15 protein-coding genes are annotated in these 18,507 nt (G+C 59.8%); 9 read left to right on the top strand and 6 right to left on the bottom strand.

The annotated features are described in order from the left end of the window. Positions 1-473 precede the first annotated feature (473 nt). Positions 474-1,727, bottom strand: coding sequence for a glycosyltransferase family protein (locus UB90_RS20355; protein WP_227512086.1), 1,254 nt, complete (start codon positions 1,725-1,727; stop codon positions 474-476). Positions 1,728-2,139: 412 nt separating this feature from the next. On the opposite strand from UB90_RS20355, the gene UB90_RS20350 reads away from it, so the two are divergent. Then, positions 2,140-2,475 (top strand): TfoX/Sxy family protein, encoded by a 336-nt coding sequence (locus UB90_RS20350; RefSeq protein WP_065326630.1) that lies wholly within the window; start codon positions 2,140-2,142, stop codon positions 2,473-2,475. A 117-nt stretch (positions 2,476-2,592) separates the two neighbouring features. On the opposite strand, the gene ndk is transcribed toward UB90_RS20350, so the two are convergent. From ndk to UB90_RS20335, 3 genes are all read right to left on the bottom strand, one after another. Then, entirely contained in the window at positions 2,593-3,015 is a 423-nt protein-coding gene (ndk, locus tag UB90_RS20345; protein ID WP_005616290.1) for a nucleoside-diphosphate kinase, read from the bottom strand. A gap of 147 nt (positions 3,016-3,162) precedes the next feature. After that, on the bottom strand, positions 3,163-4,371 hold the full coding sequence (locus UB90_RS20340; RefSeq protein WP_065326629.1) for a multidrug effflux MFS transporter: 1,209 nt from the start codon (positions 4,369-4,371) through the stop codon (positions 3,163-3,165). Between the two features lie 122 nt (positions 4,372-4,493). Then, a complete protein-coding gene (locus UB90_RS20335) occupies positions 4,494-6,083 on the bottom strand; it encodes a DUF2235 domain-containing protein (RefSeq protein WP_065326640.1) in 1,590 nt (529 codons plus the stop codon). 200 nt (positions 6,084-6,283) lie between these two features. Between UB90_RS20335 and UB90_RS20330 the strand changes: the two genes are divergently transcribed. The 3 genes from UB90_RS20330 to UB90_RS20320 are packed head-to-tail and all read left to right on the top strand — an operon-like array spanning position 6,284 to position 9,397. Beyond that, the gene (locus UB90_RS20330; protein ID WP_065326628.1) at positions 6,284-8,146 is read left to right on the top strand and encodes an ABC-F family ATP-binding cassette domain-containing protein; all 1,863 of its coding nucleotides are present in this window, start codon (positions 6,284-6,286) and stop codon (positions 8,144-8,146) included. Continuing rightward, positions 8,143-8,766 (top strand): MarC family protein, encoded by a 624-nt coding sequence (locus UB90_RS20325; protein ID WP_005613274.1) that lies wholly within the window; start codon positions 8,143-8,145, stop codon positions 8,764-8,766. The genes UB90_RS20330 and UB90_RS20325 overlap by 4 nt, the downstream gene beginning before the upstream one ends. A 49-nt stretch (positions 8,767-8,815) precedes the next feature. Continuing rightward, positions 8,816-9,397 (top strand): retropepsin-like aspartic protease family protein, encoded by a 582-nt coding sequence (locus UB90_RS20320; RefSeq protein ID WP_065326627.1) that lies wholly within the window; start codon positions 8,816-8,818, stop codon positions 9,395-9,397. Between the two features lie 252 nt (positions 9,398-9,649). On the opposite strand, the gene UB90_RS20315 is transcribed toward UB90_RS20320, so the two are convergent. Further along, on the bottom strand, positions 9,650-10,114 hold the full coding sequence (locus UB90_RS20315; RefSeq protein ID WP_065326626.1) for a DNA polymerase III subunit chi: 465 nt from the start codon (positions 10,112-10,114) through the stop codon (positions 9,650-9,652). Between the two features lie 7 nt (positions 10,115-10,121). Then, positions 10,122-11,594, bottom strand: a complete 1,473-nt coding sequence (locus UB90_RS20310; protein WP_065326625.1) for a leucyl aminopeptidase — start codon at positions 11,592-11,594, stop codon at positions 10,122-10,124. 222 nt (positions 11,595-11,816) lie between these two features. On the opposite strand from UB90_RS20310, the gene lptF reads away from it, so the two are divergent. The 5 genes from lptF to pdxA are packed head-to-tail and all read left to right on the top strand — an operon-like array spanning position 11,817 to position 18,483. Beyond that, positions 11,817-12,956 carry an LPS export ABC transporter permease LptF gene (gene lptF, locus UB90_RS20305; protein ID WP_065326624.1) on the top strand — a complete coding sequence of 380 codons (1,140 nt, stop codon included), beginning with the start codon at positions 11,817-11,819 and terminating at the stop codon, positions 12,954-12,956. Further along, a complete protein-coding gene (lptG, locus tag UB90_RS20300) occupies positions 12,953-14,059 on the top strand; it encodes an LPS export ABC transporter permease LptG (protein WP_009179244.1) in 1,107 nt (368 codons plus the stop codon). Before lptF ends, lptG begins: the two co-directional genes overlap by 4 nt. Continuing rightward, a complete protein-coding gene (locus UB90_RS20295; protein ID WP_065326623.1) occupies positions 14,043-16,244 on the top strand; it encodes an LPS-assembly protein LptD in 2,202 nt (733 codons plus the stop codon). The genes lptG and UB90_RS20295 overlap by 17 nt, the downstream gene beginning before the upstream one ends. Then, positions 16,229-17,506, top strand: a complete 1,278-nt coding sequence (locus tag UB90_RS20290; protein ID WP_009179307.1) for a peptidylprolyl isomerase — start codon at positions 16,229-16,231, stop codon at positions 17,504-17,506. The genes UB90_RS20295 and UB90_RS20290 overlap by 16 nt, the downstream gene beginning before the upstream one ends. Then, positions 17,503-18,483 (top strand): 4-hydroxythreonine-4-phosphate dehydrogenase PdxA, encoded by a 981-nt coding sequence (pdxA, locus tag UB90_RS20285; RefSeq protein ID WP_065326622.1) that lies wholly within the window; start codon positions 17,503-17,505, stop codon positions 18,481-18,483. The genes UB90_RS20290 and pdxA overlap by 4 nt, the downstream gene beginning before the upstream one ends. The last annotated feature ends 24 nt before the right edge of the window (positions 18,484-18,507 follow it).

The raw sequence follows: 18,507 nt of genomic DNA, 5'->3' as shown, positions 1-18,507 counted from the left end.
TTTTGTCAACACGTCCTAGAAGGCCACAATAATGCGGCAAGCTCCAGCACACCTGTCGGATTGAGCAGACCCGTTGCTCGCTTGTGGCGCTGCTTGCGCCCCGCAGTATGATTTCCGCACGCCCCTGTCGCACCTACGGCATTGGATATCAGACAGCGTGTCGCGATGGATCGTTTTCGGACTTCGCTCAACCCAACACCATATCATCACGCTGCGACGCAAACTGGCAGTTCGATTGCCTTTCTCAACGGCTGCGGCCCTTCTAGAGTTGAGATGCGACCTCCTCGCGTGCTCCCTCCCACCGTGACGGTATCACCAGGACCCTTCCCCCTCGCACATAAGCCTATGGCGCACAGTCTCCTGATATCATGCGGTTTCACTCGGCTCTCAAAAATAGGGCGAGGTCCATAAAAAGACGCCCCGCGTGGGCGCGCGGGACGTCAGTAAGCCGGGTTGCGGGACAAGAGGGGGGGTTAGGCAACTCCGGCGGGGGGAAGGCTGTGCAGCGGGCTGTGGTCCTTGGTGCCCGTCAGCGGGGTAACTTGTAGCTGGATCAAGACAAGCGTGCCCGATCCAGGGTTTTCGATGCGACGCGAGCGACCACAGGGGATACGGGCGCTCTGCCCTTCCCAAACAAGTCGAACATGATCGCCAAGCGTCACCAACACCGATCCCTGCGCGACAACCCAATGCTCCGCGCCCCCCGCACCGGCGCTGAGTTCCAACGCGGCTCCGGGCGCGATGGCCATACGCTGCAGGGTAAAACCAGGCCCCATCGCGAGGGTTTCGTGACGGCCCCATTTGTGCTCGGTGCTACGCGCTGTCAATGCGTCGTCTTCGGTGGCCTGAGCAAGGCTTGCGTAGACTGCCATCATATCGGCAGCATGCGGGTGCAGATCAGAGGAAGCGGCACGTGCAGCGCCTGAGAGATCTTCTGCAAGATCCTGATCCCAAGCAGATATCGCGCGATCGGCCGCTGCATCCTGATCCCATTGCTGTACTTCGCTCCAGGCCGGATCAAGCTGAATGGCGCAGACGTTATCGATCTTTTCTGCAACCGCTTTTTCAAAGGTGATCGCTTTGACGCGCCGGTAGGTTGCCGCATCCAACATCTTTGTCCCATCGACTGCCTCGGCCCGCTGCAACGCATTCTTGACCGGCAGAAAAAGACGGCTTGCGTGGCTCTTGAACGCCGCAAGCAACACGTCAACGCGGGCGACATAGATCCCCATGCCCCAGAGCTGATGGTTGCCCTGCAATAGATGTGAAAGCGTGGTTTGGCGGCCAGAGGCCAAAACGCGACTTACGGCCACCGGCACGTTCTCATGCGGCTGAGACACCACTTCCATAATGCCGTAGCCAGCATAGGCCCGTGTGGTGCGCTGACCAAGCATCACAATCTCGCCGCGCTGCGCGGCAGGGATGGCGTTGCAGAGCGCCAGATCGAGCTTGCGCGCATCTTCCAAATCGGCAGAGGCCGGAGCGACGACCACAAGTGCGCCGGGCATGTGACGCAGGGAGAGAACCGCACTCAGGAGGGCTGCGGCAGGCTTGTGGGTGTCGGGTTCCACGATCAGGCGGGCTTTGCGGTGTGCGGATTGACGGTCGACCAGCGGCGCGCTGTCTTGGGTGGTGACAACAACCGGTGCTGAGAAGACGTCGCCAGACAGGGCGGACAAGAGCCGTTCAAACCGGCTGGGTGCGCCGGGCGCGGCTTCCAGAGGCATTGGGCACACCCCGCTCGCCCGTTCACTTGACTGGTGTACGCTGCCTGCGAGAATGATGGGGTGTAACATTGGAACCTCTTGGTGTTTGTATTCCGATGTGTACAAATCTAATTGAGTTTGCATGTTCGTACGTCCTATCCATCGGTTTCTGCGGCCCTCCCCAAAGGATAGGACCACGCCTTCGGGATAGGGTTTACCCACGCCGAGGGTCACAAAATCACAGAATTTTCAGGTAACATTATTTCGCCGCCCACACACTAACGCCCGTTAACCATGATCTGGCTAACACATTGGGATCATTAACCATTAACTTGAGAATCAGTGCCAGCACAGCCACTGGCGCTCCTCCCTTATACGCAGTGGCGATCCATTCAGGGCTGACGTCAGCGCGGGGCCAGAGTATGGTCGCCTCATGAGCACACCCGTTTCCTCCATTAAGAACCTCGGCCCCGCTTTTGAGGCCGCCTGCACCCGTGCGGGCATTCACTCGGCCGAAGAATTGCGTGCCCTTGGCGCCGATGCGGCCTATGGCAAGTTGCTCGAGAGTGGCGGCAAGCCGCACTTCATCGGCTACTATGTGTTGGTGATGGCGTTGCAGGGCCGCCCGTGGAACGACTGCAAAGGCGAGGAGAAGAAAGCGCTGCGCACACGCTTTGATGCGATCAAGGACCAGAGCTTTGACAGCGACCGCTCGGCATTTGATGCGATCCTGAATGAAATCGGTGTGGTGGAGCGTCGCCCCGGCTGAATTGCAGGCCATATCTCACCCACAAAAAAGCCGCCACGCGCGGGGCGTGACGGCCAAAATTCTCAGCGGTTCAATGATTGAACTAAGTTCGCCGTCGATTGCTCAACGGCTAAACTATTAGCCAACCAGCTCGAGACCGGAGAAGAAGTAGGCGATTTCTACAGCTGCGGTTTCCGGAGCGTCGGAGCCGTGCACAGAGTTTTCACCCACGGATTCTGCAAACTCGGCGCGGATGGTGCCGGGGGCTGCGTCTGCCGGGTTGGTTGCGCCCATGATTTCGCGGTTCTTTGCGATAGCGCCTTCGCCTTCGAGAACCTGCACGACCACCGGAGCGGAGCACATGAATTCGCACAGCTCGTCATAGAAGGGACGCTCGGCGTGCACTTCATAGAACTTGCCAGCCTGTGCTTTGGTCATGTGGATGCGCTTTTGTGCAACAATGCGCAGGCCTGCTTCTTCGAACTTGGCGTTGATTGCGCCAGTCAGGTTGCGGCGGGTTGCGTCGGGCTTGATGATCGAAAAAGTGCGTTCCAGTGCCATCGGGCGATCTCCTTGAGACATTCTGAGGTCGATTAGGTCACGGTGGCCGCGATGACGGTCGCCGCAACATTCTGGCGCCGGGTAGCACGACAGCCCGCCCATGGGAAGAGGCTTGTGCCCAGCGCTTAGGCGAAAGCCGCGTATGGATCAGCCATGCGCGGTTTCCAATGGATCCTGAAGGTCGACAACCAACACATAGATCGCCGAGATCAGTGCCAGAAGGCTTGCGCCCAGCATGATCCCCAGCACCGCATAGGGCGCGGTCTCCGGCTGTACCGCGATCCCCGTCACGGTGGTCAATGCCGCGCCCAGCGCCACCGTCATTGCCCCCGAAAGCCCTGCAGCGCTGCCCGCGAGTTCCGGGCGTACGGACATCAAACCCGCACTGGCATTGGCGATGGTCAACCCGTTGCCCAGCCCGACACATATGGCAGAGCCGAAAAAGACCAGCTCACTCCCCTGCCCAATCCAGAACAGACCAAGGCCCAGCGCAGGCCCCACACAGGAGATCACCCGACCGATCATAATTAGCGTCATGAGGGGAAGCCGCTGAGCCATTTGCCCGGTGACAAAGTTCCCCACCATGAAACCACAGGTGATGATGCCGATCCCCAGCCCCACCATTGCCGGGCTGAGATCAAACCAAGCCGCAGCCACCATCGGCGCGCCCGTGACAAAGGAGTAGAACCCTCCAATCGAAAAGGCGACGCAGGCCGAATAGCCCCAGAAGCGGCGCGAGGCAAAGAGATGCGGATAAAGACGCATCTGCGCCCGGAACGTGGCTGAACGATTGGTATTGGTCTCTCCCATATCGCCCCACGTGAGCCAGAGCACCAACAGCCCAAGTCCCGTATAGAGCCAGAACCCTGCCCGCCAGCCAAAGGCCATATCAAGCGCGCCTCCGATCATCGGCCCGGTCATCGGGGCCAACGCCATGATCATTCCCATATAGCCGAGTTTACTCGCCGCTTCGCTGGGCGGGTACATATCGCGAATAACCGCGCGCGAAATCACCTGCCCGCTGATGATCGCGCCTTGTAGCAGGCGAAAGCCGAGAAACACCCAAATGTTGCTTGCCAATGCGCAGCCCACAGAGGCCAGCACGAACATCGCACAACACAACAGCATCACCTTACGCCGACCATAAAGATCCGACATCGGCCCCATGACAATCTGAAGCGCTGCAGAGATCGCGAGGTAGCCAGCAACCGAAAGATTGGCGAGCCCGTAGTCGACCTGAAACTCTTTGGCGATGCCGGGCAGCGAGGGCAGGAACATATTGAGCGACAGCACCGACAGTGCAGTGCCAACGATCAGTGTCATCAGCGTTGGGGGTGTTTGGGCTGCGCGCAGCATCTGCCTATCCGTTCTCTCCGCGCGTGACAGCGATGGCCTGTGCCGGCGGATACCTTGGGTCCTGCATATGTTAAACAGTGCTCTTGGTTCGGATACAAGTGCGCTATTCTTAGATGCCTGCCCTAGCTGAGCCGTGTCACCTCAACGCGCAGCACACCGGCGTTGTTGCCGTACATTTGCCATGCGTCATTGGCAAAGAGGTAGAGATAACCGCTTTGACTCGGCGCGATCACCGCTTCCTGACCAAGGCAGTGGTATTCGTGATCAGAGACCTCGTCCTCGCTGGTTTGAGTCACCTGCCCGTTGGCGATTGCTCCGATAAGCGCAAACCAAGGCGCGCCATCAATGCGGCGCGAGAATGGCACATCAGCGCTGGCAAATCCCTTGCGCATCCGGATCGCTTTGCGCAGCAATTCGGGAACCGCCGCCAACGCATATCCGATCTTGCCCAGATATATCCCCGGATTTGCCCCATCAGCGGTGGCAGGGATCGATGCATCCTGCCATTGCCCTTTGGCCTTTATCCGGTATTGGGCCCCCCGCTCCAAATATACCCCGGTGGCGTTCCAACGCTTGCGTGCCGCCGCGATGGTCTCGGTGCTTTGGGCGACGCCCAACACATGGGTGGGCCAATAGCTTTTTTCTCCCGGTGGGGATGTCATGTGCCGCGCAATCACCGAGGCATCAAAACGGGTACGGCTGGTCCAATCGGCCACATCGGCTGCGGCCTCCGACACCTCGGGGACAGCACGCGGCCGGGTGGGACGCAAACGAAACCAGCCCAGATAGGAATTGTGCCGCCGCGCGAACGCATCCGGGTTCATACGCCCCGGTGAGATCTCGCGCAGAGCAAGACCATTGGCCCGTGCCTCTTGCAGCATCCATTCCAGCGTCAGATCCCCAAGGCCGCTATCGGCGTAGCTGCCGCCGACATCACCGTGAACGCCGGGGAACCAACGCTGTTCGACATCCTGCCCCCGCGCCCAATCTGTCCAGAGCGTCGGGGTAAAATCCTTGCGCCGCTCATCCATCGCCAGCGCATGGCGGGCGCATTCCACATTGCGGCCCAATGTGGTGTCGCCAAACTCATGTTTGAGAACATCCCCAAGGAGCAGCCGCAACAGCCCCTTGTCATCCGGAATGCCCAGCGCGCCGACCGTGTCCCAAACGCCGATGAACCGAAAGCCGATATCTGCTGTCTCGTTGTGGAACTGGACCGACACTGGGCGCTCTTCCAGAAACTGTTTCTGAAGCCCTGCCTTCTCGTCTCCTGCTTTGCGCGCCTGATAGGTCCGCATCAAGCGTTTCACCACCTCCCAGCTGTCCTCATAGGGCGACAGATGCGCGGGGCGTAAATCAGCAAGCCCCACTTTTGAGACCATCCCCGCAAGGCTCCGTACCGTGTAGGCCCCTCGACTGAACCCAAACAGATAGATCTGATCGCCCGGCTCATAGGTCTCGGCGAGGAACTTGTAAGCACTCATGATATCATCTTCGAGCCGGAGCCCGATGGCCCCTCCCAGCATGCGTCGCAATAGTCCGCCGGATGTGCCGACCCCGCGCCGGTAGTAATCGATCTGTTCGATCCCATCATGACCGGTCCGGGCCACCAGAGAATGCAGCTTCGCCACATTGGTCGGTGTCGGCACGCCTCCGGTGTGCTGATCTGCGGTGTTCCATGTGCCATCACAGCAAATAATCAATCGACGCATGATAAAATCCCCCTTTGGTTCAATCTCGCCCCCGTGCCGCGCACCCATCACGCCCCAGAGGCTGCCTCAAATAATGTCTAGCGTAACATGGACGCGATCCTCGCCAATGTGAGAAATCCGCTGTTCTTGCGCATAACTCATGACTGCCTCGTGACGGATAGTGATTGACCACCCCGGTCCCTTTCGACATGAGAGACCTCATGCTTAGGATCGATAACATTACCTATTCCGTCGAAGGCCGCCCCCTTATGGAGGAGGCCTCTGCCACTATCCCAACCGGTCACAAGGTCGGTGTCGTGGGCCGCAATGGCACCGGCAAATCCACCCTGTTCCGCCTGATCCGCGGAGAGCTTGCGCTGGAGACCGGTTCCATCACCCTGCCCTCTCAGGCGCGGATTGGCGGTGTGGCACAAGAAGTCCCCTCGTCGGACACATCCCTGATCGACACGGTGCTGGCAGCCGATACCGAGCGTGCGGCGCTGATGGCCGAGGCCGACACCGCAACCGATGGCACCCGCATTGCGGAAATCCAGACCCGGCTGGTGGATATTGACGCATGGTCCGCCGAGGCCCGCGCCGCCTCGATCCTCAAGGGGCTTGGCTTTGACGATCAGGACCAGCTGCGCCCCTGTTCCGATTTCTCCGGCGGCTGGCGGATGCGCGTGGCGCTTGCGGCGGTGCTCTTTGCACAGCCCGACCTGCTGCTGCTGGACGAGCCGACCAACTACCTCGACCTTGAAGGTGCGCTGTGGCTCGAAAGCTATATCGCGCGCTATCCGCATACGGTGCTGATTGTCTCTCACGACCGCGGGCTTTTGAACCGGGCGGTGGGGGCGATCCTGCATCTGGAGGATCGCAAGCTGACGCTCTATCAGGGCACTTACGACACCTTTGCCGAAACCCGCGCCGCGCGCATCGCCGTGGCACAATCCGAGGCGCGCAAGCAGGAAACCCGCCGCGCCCATCTGCAAAGCTTCGTGGACCGCTTCCGCGCCAAGGCCTCAAAGGCGAAGCAGGCCCAGTCTCGTCTCAAGATGATCGAGAAGATGAAACCGATCTCAACCCCGCAAGAGGCCGCGCTGCGGGCGTTCACTTTCCCGGAACCCGAAGAGATGTCACCGCCGATCATCCAGATCGAAGGCGGTGTCACCGGCTATGGCGACGTGGAGATTCTGAGACGCCTCGACCTGCGCATCGACCAGGATGATCGCATCGCGCTTCTGGGTAAGAACGGTCAGGGTAAATCCACCCTGTCCAAACTGCTCTCGGACAGGCTGCCCCTGATGGCGGGCAAGATGGTGCGCTCGTCCAAGCTGCGCATTGGCTATTTCGCCCAGCATCAGGTGGACGAGCTTTATGTGGACGAAACCCCGATCGATCACCTGCGTCGACTGCGTCCCCATGAGGCACCCGCAAAATGGCGCACGCGTCTGGCGGGCTTTGGCCTGCTGGCCGCGCAGGCCGAAACCGCAGTCGGGCGGCTGTCCGGTGGTCAAAAGGCCCGCCTCAGCCTGCTTTTGGCGACGCTCGATGCGCCCCATATGCTGATCCTCGACGAGCCGACCAACCACCTCGACATCGAAAGCCGCGAGGCGCTGGTCGAGGCGCTCACCGCCTATAGCGGCGCGGTCATTCTGGTCAGCCACGATATGCATTTGCTGAGCATGGTGGCGGATCGGCTCTGGCTGGTGTCAGATGGCACCGTGGCGCCTTATGATGGCGATCTCGACAGCTATCGCGAAATGCTGCTGATGCGCGACAAACCCGCCCGCAAAGCGGATGCAAAAGCCGCGTCCAAGCCAAAGCCCAAGCGCGCCAGCCGCGATCAGATCCTTGCCCTGCGCAACGAGGTCCGCAAGGCCGAGGCCCGCATCGAGAAACTGACCGAGATGCAGGACAAGCTGGACGAAAAGCTCGCCGATCCGGAGATCTACGAGTCGAGCCGTGCCGGTGACCGGGCGGTCTGGCAGAAAAAACACGCCGAATGCATGGACGCGCTGGACCGCGCCGAGGAACTCTGGATGAAGGCACTTGAGAAACTGGAGGTCGCCGAGGCGCAATGATCGACACCGCGTTCCTGATCACCTCATTTGTGACGCTCTTTGTGATCATTGACCCGATCGGGTTGATGCCGGTGTTTCTGGCGTTGACCCAGGGCATGACCAGCAAGCAACGCCGCGCCATCGCCATTCGTGCCTCGATCACAGGGGTCGGCATCCTCGCGGTCTTTGCGCTGTTTGGCGAAAGCGTTCTGGGCTTTATCGGGATTTCCATGCCGGCCTTTCGCGTTGCAGGCGGCATCCTCTTGTTCCTCACCGCGCTCGATATGCTGTTTGAGCGCCGCACCGCGCGTCGTCAGCACCAAGGCGACGAGATCGCCCCCGAGGATGATCCCTCTGTCTTTCCCATGGCTATTCCGCTGATCGCGGGGCCCGGTTCCATCGCCACGGTGATCCTCCTGACCGGGCAGCATCCGGGCATCGAGGGCTTTGCCTCGGTGATGGCCATTGTAGTGGCGGTGATTGCGCTAATGCTGGGGATGTTTTCGATTTCGGGCCTACTGGAGCGTCTGCTGGGTCCCGTCGGCATCAATGTGGCAACCCGGTTGCTGGGGATGCTTCTGGCCGCGCTTTCGGTGCAATTCGTGCTTGAAGGTCTGCGAGCCTTTGGCTTTGCCAGCTAGACATAGGTGCGGTGAACACCTACCTCCCTGATATGGAGGACAAAGACCCATGAATTCAGACGATATCGGCCAGCTGATCTATCTGGTCCTGCTGCTACTGGCAGTGGGATCTTGGGTCTTTGTGCAAAACCGTCAGACCCTTGGTAAAACAGCCCAACAATTGCTGATCTGGGTTTTGATTTTTCTCGGTGTGATTGCCGCCTACGGCCTCTGGGACGATATTCGCGCAACGGTCATGCCGCAACAGGCCGTGCTCTCTGAAGAAGGCCAGATCTCAGTGCCCCGCGCCCGTGACGGACACTATTATCTGACGCTCAAGATCAACGATAAGCCAGTGGAGTTCCTTGTCGATACTGGCGCCAGCGACATGGTCTTAAATGCCGAAACGGCACAACAACTCGGGATCGATACGGGGTCTCTTGTTTATCTGGGGCGTGCGATGACGGCCAATGGCGAAGTCCGCACCGCGCGCGTGACACTCGAGAGCGTCACCTTAGGGCCGATCAGCGATCAAAATGTCTCGGCTTGGGTCAATAAGGGCGCATTGGAGCAATCCCTGCTGGGGATGGGGTATCTTCAGCGTTTCTCTGGCATTGAAATTCGCAACAATGAGCTGATCCTCACCCGTTGAAATCGTGCCTCACGGCGCGGGCCTCCGGCGGGGATATTTGTGGTTAGAAGAAACTGGAACCTGCCACACAAGCGGCGCGCGCCCATGCGGCAGGTCCTCTCCTAACACGGCCATCGGCTTCCCAGCCTGTTCCGCAATCCTATCAGTGCGCAAACTGGTTACCGAAACCTTTCTGCATGGCACAACTGACGCTCTTCTAACGCTAAATATCCCGGGGTGAATTGGCCGCTCGGCCAAGAGGGGCAGCGCCCCTCATTCCCCGCTTTCGGCCTTTTTCTCCCAGCGCCCGCCTTCTTCGGACCAATATTGCGCCGCACAGCCTGCCGCCGTCAGCGCCTTCCACTGGCCGCGCGCCTGCTGAACCGCATCCGGATCGGTTCCGTCAAACAATATGCAGACCCGCTCCAGCGCGGAGACTTCCTCGGGCGTCACCTCTGCCCCATCCACGCTCATCACACAGGTGGCATCGTTTGGTGCATCAGCGGACGTGGTCAGCAGGATCGGCTGCAGTTTATCATGGGGGCCGCCTGCAAGCCCGTGCGGCAGGAATGTCGCGTCCCCGCCCAGCCAAAGCGTATCATCCAGCCACGCTAACCGTTCAGGATCACGCCCGCGCACGGCGATACGCCAGCCCGCGCCCCGTGCCTTGTCGAGCAAAACAGGTAGCGTTTCCTGCAAGGGCTTGCGGGTCAGGTGATAAAAATAGGCGGCCCCCATTGCGGTGTTACTCTGCCTCGAACTGATCTTGTACCAGACGGCTCAGCGCCATCACGCCCCAACCGGTCGCCCCTTTGGGCGCATAGGCTGTGTTGGATTTCACTGAGGCCACACCGGCGATATCCAGATGAATCCAGGGGGTGCCGTCCTTGATGAAACGTTGCAGGAACTGCGCCGCCGTGATCGAACCCGCCGGGCGACCACCGACGTTTTTCATATCCGCCACATTGGATTTGAGTTGATCGTCATAGGCCTGCCCCAAGGGCATCCGCCACGCGCCTTCGCCTTCGGCCTCAGCGGCCTTGAGGAATGCAGAACAGAGCTTGTCGTCGTTGGAGAACACGCCCGCATTGTCATGCCCCAGACCGATGATGATCGCGCCTGTGAGGGTGGCCAGATCGATGACACCGGCCGGTTTGAACCGCTCTTGCGTATACCAGAGCACATCACAGAGCACCAAGCGCCCCTCGGCGTCCGTGTTGATGATCTCGACCGTGTCGCCCTTCATGGATTTCACCACATCACCGGGACGGATCGCCGTGCCGGAGGGCATGTTTTCCACAAGCCCCACAAGCCCCACGACATTGGCCTTTGCCTTGCGCAGCGCCAGTGCCCGCATGGTGCCCGCAACAACGCCCGCGCCGCCCATGTCCATGGTCATGTCTTCCATGCCGGCAGCCGGTTTCAGCGAGATACCACCGGTGTCGAACACAACGCCCTTGCCGACCAGCGCCAGCGGGGCTGCGTCCTTGTCGCCGCCGTTCCATTTCATGACAACAACCTTGGAGGGGCTGGCAGACCCTTGGCCGACACACAAGAGCGTGCGCATGCCGAGCTTCTCCAGCTCGGCTTCCTCCAGAACCTCCACCTCAAGACCGAGCGAGGTCATGTCCTCCAGCCGCGCGGCAAATTCGGTGGTGGTCAGCACGTTTGCGGGTTCGTTGACCAGATCGCGGGTCATATGCACGCCTTCGGCCACCGCCATAAGCGGCGCAAAGGCGGCTTCGATCTCTTCGGGCTTATTGTGGCCGATGGTTACGGTGCCGGGCGTTTCCGAATCCGCGGATTTATGCGCATCAAAGCTGTAGCTGCGCAGCGCCAGCCCCAACGCCAGATCGGCGGCGCGGGACATGTTCCCCGCCTTCACCGTCAGCGCTTTGTTGCCGCGCGCTTCGGCCAGTTTTGCGCCAGCCTTACGCGCCTCGATCGCGGTGATGCGACGGGGGAGCACAACAACATGCAAGGCCTCAGCCGCCAGACCCGCAGGCCATGCCAGCGTGATCACCTGACCGGTCTTGGCCTTAGCAAACCCATCGGAGGCGATCAGACGCGCCACCGCGCCCTTGCTCAGTCGATTGGCGCTGCGGGCAGCCTGATCCATTGTGCCTTCGGGCGTGACCACCACGGCCAGATGGCCTTCGACCTCGGCCAGCGATTTCGGATCAAAGGTAGAAAAACGGATCGGGGTGAGCGCGCTCATTCAAATCTCCTGTGGTTGATCTGCTCTTGTCGCCGCTTACGCATCTGGCTGACAGTCCCGTAACAGGTAGCTGTTGGCAATGCTGAATACCAGAGCAGGCAGTGCGCGAATTACAATCCTTACCGATCAGGCATCTGCCGGGGAAGATTGCAGTTTTCCCCCCCGCACAATTCCTCTAAGGTCCGGCGAACAGTCCGAGCGCAAGATCTATGGGGGGATCGGGTGTCACGATACGACAGATATGTGCTGTCGCAATATCTTTTGTTCTTTGGCTTTTTTGCCTTGATTCTGGTGGCCGTGTTCTGGATCAACCGGGCCGTTAGCCTGTTTGACTGGCTCATTGGCGACGGGCAGAGCGTGTTGGCGTTCCTTGAGATCTCCGCGCTGAGCCTGCCGAACCTTGTGCGTATGGTGTTGCCGCTGGCAGCCTTTGCCGCAACGGTCTGGGTCACTAACCGGTTGAATTCAGAGAGCGAACTGACGGTATTGCGTGCAACAGGGTCTAGCCCCTGGCAATTGGCGCGCCCCGCCATGGCCTTTGGCGTGTTGAGCGCGGCGATGATGTCGGCGCTCAGCCTGTTCTTGCTGCCTGCGTCCTTGGCTCAAATGCAACTGCGCGAGGCGGAGCTCTCGCGAAGTGTCAGCGCCAAGCTGTTGAATGCAGGTAATTTCTTGCACCCCAGCGCGGGCATTACATTCTTTATTGGCAGCATTGATCCCGATGGGACACTCAACAATGTATTCCTGACAGATCAACGCGACCCCTCGGTGGAAATCACCTACACCAGTGACCGCGCCTATCTGGTCCGCGAAGACGACATGGCGCATTTGATCCTCGTGGATGGTCTTGCACAGCGCAAAGAGGCGCATAATGATCGGCTGTCGACCACGGCCTTTGCCGATTTCTCATATCCATTGGGCGACCTTTCGCCTGCGCGCACGATGGGCGCGCGACCGCTGCGCAATATCCCTACTCTTGATCTGCTCAGGGATCGCGATGACATCACTCAAAACGAGGGCCACAGCGCCGGTGCGCAAGCAGAAGAGCTTCATCTGCGCTTTGCCCGCGCTGCCGTGACCTTTGCGGTGGTGATGATTGGCGTCTCTACCCTGCTGCTTGGTGGCTTTAGCCGATTTGGCATCTGGAAGCAGGTTCTGGTGGCCTTTGTGCTGCTGATCCTGATTGAGGGTATGCGTGGCGTGGTCTCTGAGCCGGTGAGAGACAATGCGCAAATGTGGCCATTGATCTATCTGCCCGCAGCGATTGGCGTGCTGATATCCGTGATTTTCCTGCATCTGGCGACCCGCCCGCAGGCTCTGGCCCGCTTCAGGCCGCGCCGCAAGCAGGAGACGGCCACATGATTCTCGATCTCTACTACGCCAAGCGCTTTTTTCAGTGGTTTTTGGTGATCGCCGCTGTGTTGATGAGCCTCGTCATGCTCATTGACCTGAGCGAGCAGTTCCGCCGTTTCGATGGGCAGGATCTGCAATTCGGACAATTGCTGGAGCTGACGCTTCTCAACACACCCGCAGCCCTGAATGAATTCCTGCCGCTGATCATGATCCTGACCACCATCGTTCTTTACGTGGGAATGGCGCGCAGCAGCGAACTCGTGGTCACGCGCGCGCTGGGGCGTTCCGGCATCCGGGCCTTGTTGCCGCCTGTGGTGGTTGCGCTGATCCTCGGTGGGCTGGCGGTGAGTACGCTCAACCCGATTGTTGCGGCCACCACCAACCGCTTTGACTCGCTGTCGGAAAGCTACCGTCAGACTGGCGGCCCGGCGGCCGTGTCGCTGAGTGGCGAAGGGCTGTGGTTGCGTCAGGGCGGCCAGAACGGGCAATCGGTCATCCATGCTGCCAACTATCGCGGGGATGCGGAAAACCTGTTTCTCTATGATGTCTCGATCCTGACCTATACTCCGGACGGTGGTCCGACGCGGCGCACCATTGCCGCTGAGGCCCGGCTTGATGGCGAAGACTGGGTGCTGCGTGACGCAAAAGTCTGGCAGCTGATCGTTGGCGTCAACCCGGAGCGCAGCGCCAAAAGCTATGACGAATTGCGCCTGCCCACCACGCTGACCAATGAACGCATTCGCGACACTCTTGGCTATGCGGAGGGGATTTCGATCTATGAGCTGCCCCAGACCATCAAGTCGCTCTCTGAGGCTGGGTTTTCGACCACCCGGTTTCAGGTCTGGCTTCAGGTGGAACTGGCACGGCCCTTGTTCTTGGTGGCGATGGTGCTGGTGGGGGCGGCCTTTACCATGCGCCACACCCGCCTTGGGGGAACCGGCATTGCCGTGCTGACGTCGGTCCTGCTGGGTTTTGCCCTTTACTTTGTCCATAATTTCGCGCGGATACTTGGCGAAAACGGGCAGATTCCGATTTTGCTGGCCGCGTGGGCGCCGCCAGTGGCCTCGATACTATTGACGATGGGATTGCTCCTGCATGCCGAAGACGGTTGATTTCATAAAAAAGCGGCGAGGAGCGCTGCTGTCCACGGTTGTACCTTTGTGGCTGGGGCTTATGGCCGCGCCTGCGCTGGCGCAGACCTCGGCTCTGGCATCAGAAGCCGTCGGCGCGGCCCCGGCCATGCTGGTGGCGGATCGGGTTTTTGTATCCCCCGACCGCAAGCTCGTGGCCGAGGGCAATGTCGAAGCGTTTCAGGGCGATATTCGCCTGCAAGCCAATCGCATCACCTATGATCGTCAAACTGGTGTCCTCAATATGGAAGGACCGATCCGCATCGATCAAAGCGGCTCCATCACGGTGCTGGCCAATGCGGCGGAACTCGACAGTGGCTTGCGCAACGGGATTTTGCGCGGCGCGCGCATGGTATTTGACCAGCAGGTGCAACTGGCCGCCCTGCAGATGACGCGCGTCGAGGGGCGATATTCTCAGCTCTATAAAACCGCCGTCACCTCCTGCCATGTCTGCGAGGACGGAAGCCCGCCCCTATGGCAGATCCGCGCAGAGCGCATCACCCATGATGAAGCCGAACGTCAGCTCTATTTCGAAGGTGCTCAGCTGCTGATCAAGGATGTGCCGGTGTTCTATTTTCCGGCCCTGCGCCTGCCCGATCCAACATTAGAGCGCGCGGACGGCTTCCTTGTACCGTCGCTCTCCAGTTCCTCAACGCTCGGGCTTGGGCTGAAGCTGCCCTATTTTGTGACCATCGGGCCGCACAAAGACCTGACCATCACCCCTTATCTCTCTGAAAAAACCACCACGCTTGATCTGCGCTACAGGCAGGCCTTCCGCAATGGCGACATCGAAATCTCCGGTGCTTTCAGCCGCGACGATATTCAGCCCGATGACAGCCGGGGTTATCTATCGGTACGTGGTGATTTTGATATCCCCTATGATTTCAAACTGGGATTTGATCTCAAGACTGTCTCGGATGATGCCTATTACGCGGATTACGATATCTCGGATACAGACCGCATTCGGTCCGAATTGTCCCTGAACCGGGTGCGGCGTGATCAGTTGATCGAAGGGAAGATCTACAATTACAAAACCCTGCGCGACGCCGAAAATCAGGATTTCATCCCCTCGACGATCCTGACCGGTACATTTGAACAGCGCCTGTTTCCCAAATATGTCGGCGGCGAATTACGTCTGCGGCTGAATGCAGCGCAATTCACGCGAAAATCCTCGCTGGACGCCACGCTTGCGGATGCCAACGGACGCGATATGAGCCGCGTCTCCGCCGATGCCACATGGCTGCGCAGTTGGATTTTGCCTTGGGGCGTCGAATCCATCTGGACCGCAGGCATCGGCATCGACAGTTTTGCGCTCTCTGATGATGCAGCCTTTGACAATGACGCCACCCGCGTGACCCCAAAGGCCGCATTGACCCTGCGTCGCCCGATGACCCGCCAGACCGCCTCCGGTGCGGTGCAGGTGCTGGAACCGATCGTGCAATTTGGCTGGACCAATGTGAACGGCGACGACACGCCGAATGAGGCCAGCAATATCTCGGAATACGACCAAGGCAACCTGCTTGCTCTCTCACGTTTTCCGGAAACCGATGTGCGAGAAGACGGCGACACCTTGATTTATGGCGTGAATTTCGCACATTTCGACACCACCGGCTGGTTTGCAACTGGCACCATCGCCCAGATTCATCGCGACCAAGCGCAGTCAGGCTTTACCTCTTCTTCGGGACTGGACGGACGAAACTCAAACGTGCTTGTGGCCGGTCAACTGGGCCTACGCAACGATCTGACCCTCACGGCGCGCACCCTGTTTGACGAAGAATGGTCGGTGACAAAGGCAGAATTTCGCGGCGATCTGGAGCGTGACCGGGTCTCTCTTGCGGGCAGCTACTTGTGGCTGCAGGCCGATCCTGCGGAAAACCGCGTGCAGGAAACCTCGGAGCTGTGGTTTGACGGCGCCTATGACCTCAACCAGATTTGGCGCGCAAGCGCCAATATGCGCTATGACATTACCGATGGGCGCGCGACCCGTGCAGGCCTTGGTCTCACCTATCGCAATGAATGCGTGACCCTCGACCTATCGCTCAGCCGTCGCTATACCTCGACGACAAGTGTTGAGCCATCAACAGATTTCGGATTTACACTGTCGCTCAACGGCTTTTCCGTAAAGAGTGGCGATACAACAAGCAGGCGATCATGCAGCAATACGTAAACTTCCGCCAGATTCCGCTGGCCCTGATCAACTGGACCCGTCAGGCAACCTGCGCAGGCGGGCTGGCACTTGCGGTTGCATTGACGCTCCCCGCCGCCGATGTCGGGGCGCAGGGGCTGTTTTCGCCCGTGATCACCGTCAATGAGGATGTGATCACCACCTACGAGCTGCAACAGCGCGCCCGTTTCCTCACTGTGCTGGGCTCTGTTCAGGGTGATCCGCTGGAAACCGCCCGCAACGATTTGATCGAGGACCGCCTGAAACGTCAGGTCATGCGCGAAGTCGGGCTGACGCTGAGCGAAGACGAAATCACCGAAGGCATGCGTGAGCTGGCGCAGCGTGCCAATCTGTCGCTCGAGGAATTCCTTTCTGGCCTGCGTCAGGCAGGTGTGGACCCGGAAACGGTGCGTGATTTCACCTCTGCCGGACTTGGCTGGCGCGAATACATTCGCGGCCGCTTCCTTGCGCAGGCACGCCCGTCCGAGGCCGAAATTGACCGCGCCATGGGCACCGCCGGCACCGGTAGTGTGCAGGTGCTTCTGTCGGAAATCATCCTGCCACTCACCCAGGAAAACGCGGCGCAAATTCAGGAACTTGCCACTCAGATTTCCGAACTGAAGAACGAGGCAGCCTTTACCGCATCTGCCGCGCAATTCTCCGCCTCCGACAGTAGCGCCAATGGCGGGCGTCTGCCGTGGATGTCGCTCAGCCGACTGCCGCCACAGCTGCAAGAGGTTGTGCTTGGGCTGGAACCCGGCCAGATTACCCAACCTCTGCCCATGCAGGGCGCGATTGCCATTTTCCGCATGCGCGGTCTGCGCGAGGTCGACGGGCGCAGCGCCAGCTTTGCGGCGATTGATTACGCCACCTATCGCATTCCCGGCGGGCGCAGCGCCGAGGCTCTGGCACGCGCCACAGAGCTTCGCAATGAGATCGACACCTGTGATGATCTTTATGGCATCAACAAAGATCAAAACCCGGACATCCTATTCCGTGGCAGCAAAGCGCCCAAAGACATCCCACAGGATATCGCGCTGGAACTGGCACGGCTGGACGCCAATGAATCCTCGGCAACCCTCACCCGCGACAATGGCCAGACCCTGCTGTTCGTCATGCTCTGCGGTCGCACCAGCGAATTGGTCGCCGCACAGGAAAACGCACGCGCATCAGTGGCAAACGCATTGGTGCAGCAGCGCCTCAACGATCTTGCCGAAAGCCATGTGGAACAGCTGAAAGCCGACGCTCGGATCGAGATCCAATGACACCAACGCCGCAGGTGATTGCGCTCTCCTGCGGCGAACCTGCGGGGATCGGACCGGAGATTGCCGTCGCCGCATGGGATCATCTGCGCGCAGACTGTCCTTTTGTCTGGATCGGTGATCCACGCCACCTGCCTGAGTACACGCAATGGCGGCAGGTAAATGCGCCTGCGGACGCACGTGATGTCTGCGCAACCGCCCTGCCCGTCATTCCGCTCGCATTTGCAGGCGATGCCGCCAAAGGCCGGGCTGATCCTAAGAATGCCGCCGGGGTGATCCAGTCCATTGAAACCGCGGTTGGCTTGGTCACCTCCGGGCAGGCTTCTGCGGTCTGTACCGCTCCAATTCACAAAAAAGCGCTGATTGATGGAGCGGGCTTCTCTTATCCCGGCCATACCGAATTCCTCGCCGCGCTCGCAGGCGTGGATCATGTGGTGATGATGCTCGCCAGCGCGCAGCTGCGCGTGATACCGGCGACCATCCATATCCCCCTGAGCGCCGTCCCAACGGCCCTCACCCCCGCCCTCCTGCGTCAGGTCATCACCATCACCGCAAGTGGCCTGCGCGATCAGTTTGGCTTCACATCCCCACGCATCGCCATCACGGGCCTGAACCCCCATGCGGGCGAAGGCGGCGCCATGGGACAGGAAGAACTCGACTGGATCGCGGATCTGATCGCTGACATGCAACACGAAGGCCATGCTCTCACCGGCCCCCACCCCGCCGATACATTGTTTCATGCAGCGGCCCGGCAACGCTATGACGCAGCGATCGCAATGTATCACGACCAAGCGCTGATCCCGATCAAGACGCTGGATTTTGACAAAGGCGTCAATGTGACCCTTGGTCTGCCTTTTATCCGTACCTCTCCGGATCACGGCACCGCCTTTGACATCGCAGGCCAAGGCCTCGCTACCCCTTCAAGCCTCATTGAGGCACTGCGTCTTGCACAATCCATGGCGGCCACGCGCGCGGGCTGACCTGCCTCTTCTAACCCAAAATAT

It is taken from the genome of Tritonibacter mobilis (genome assembly GCF_001681715.1).
Taxonomy (GTDB): Bacteria; Pseudomonadota; Alphaproteobacteria; order Rhodobacterales; family Rhodobacteraceae; genus Epibacterium; species Epibacterium mobile.
This window is presented reverse-complemented; position numbering and strand designations above follow the sequence as displayed.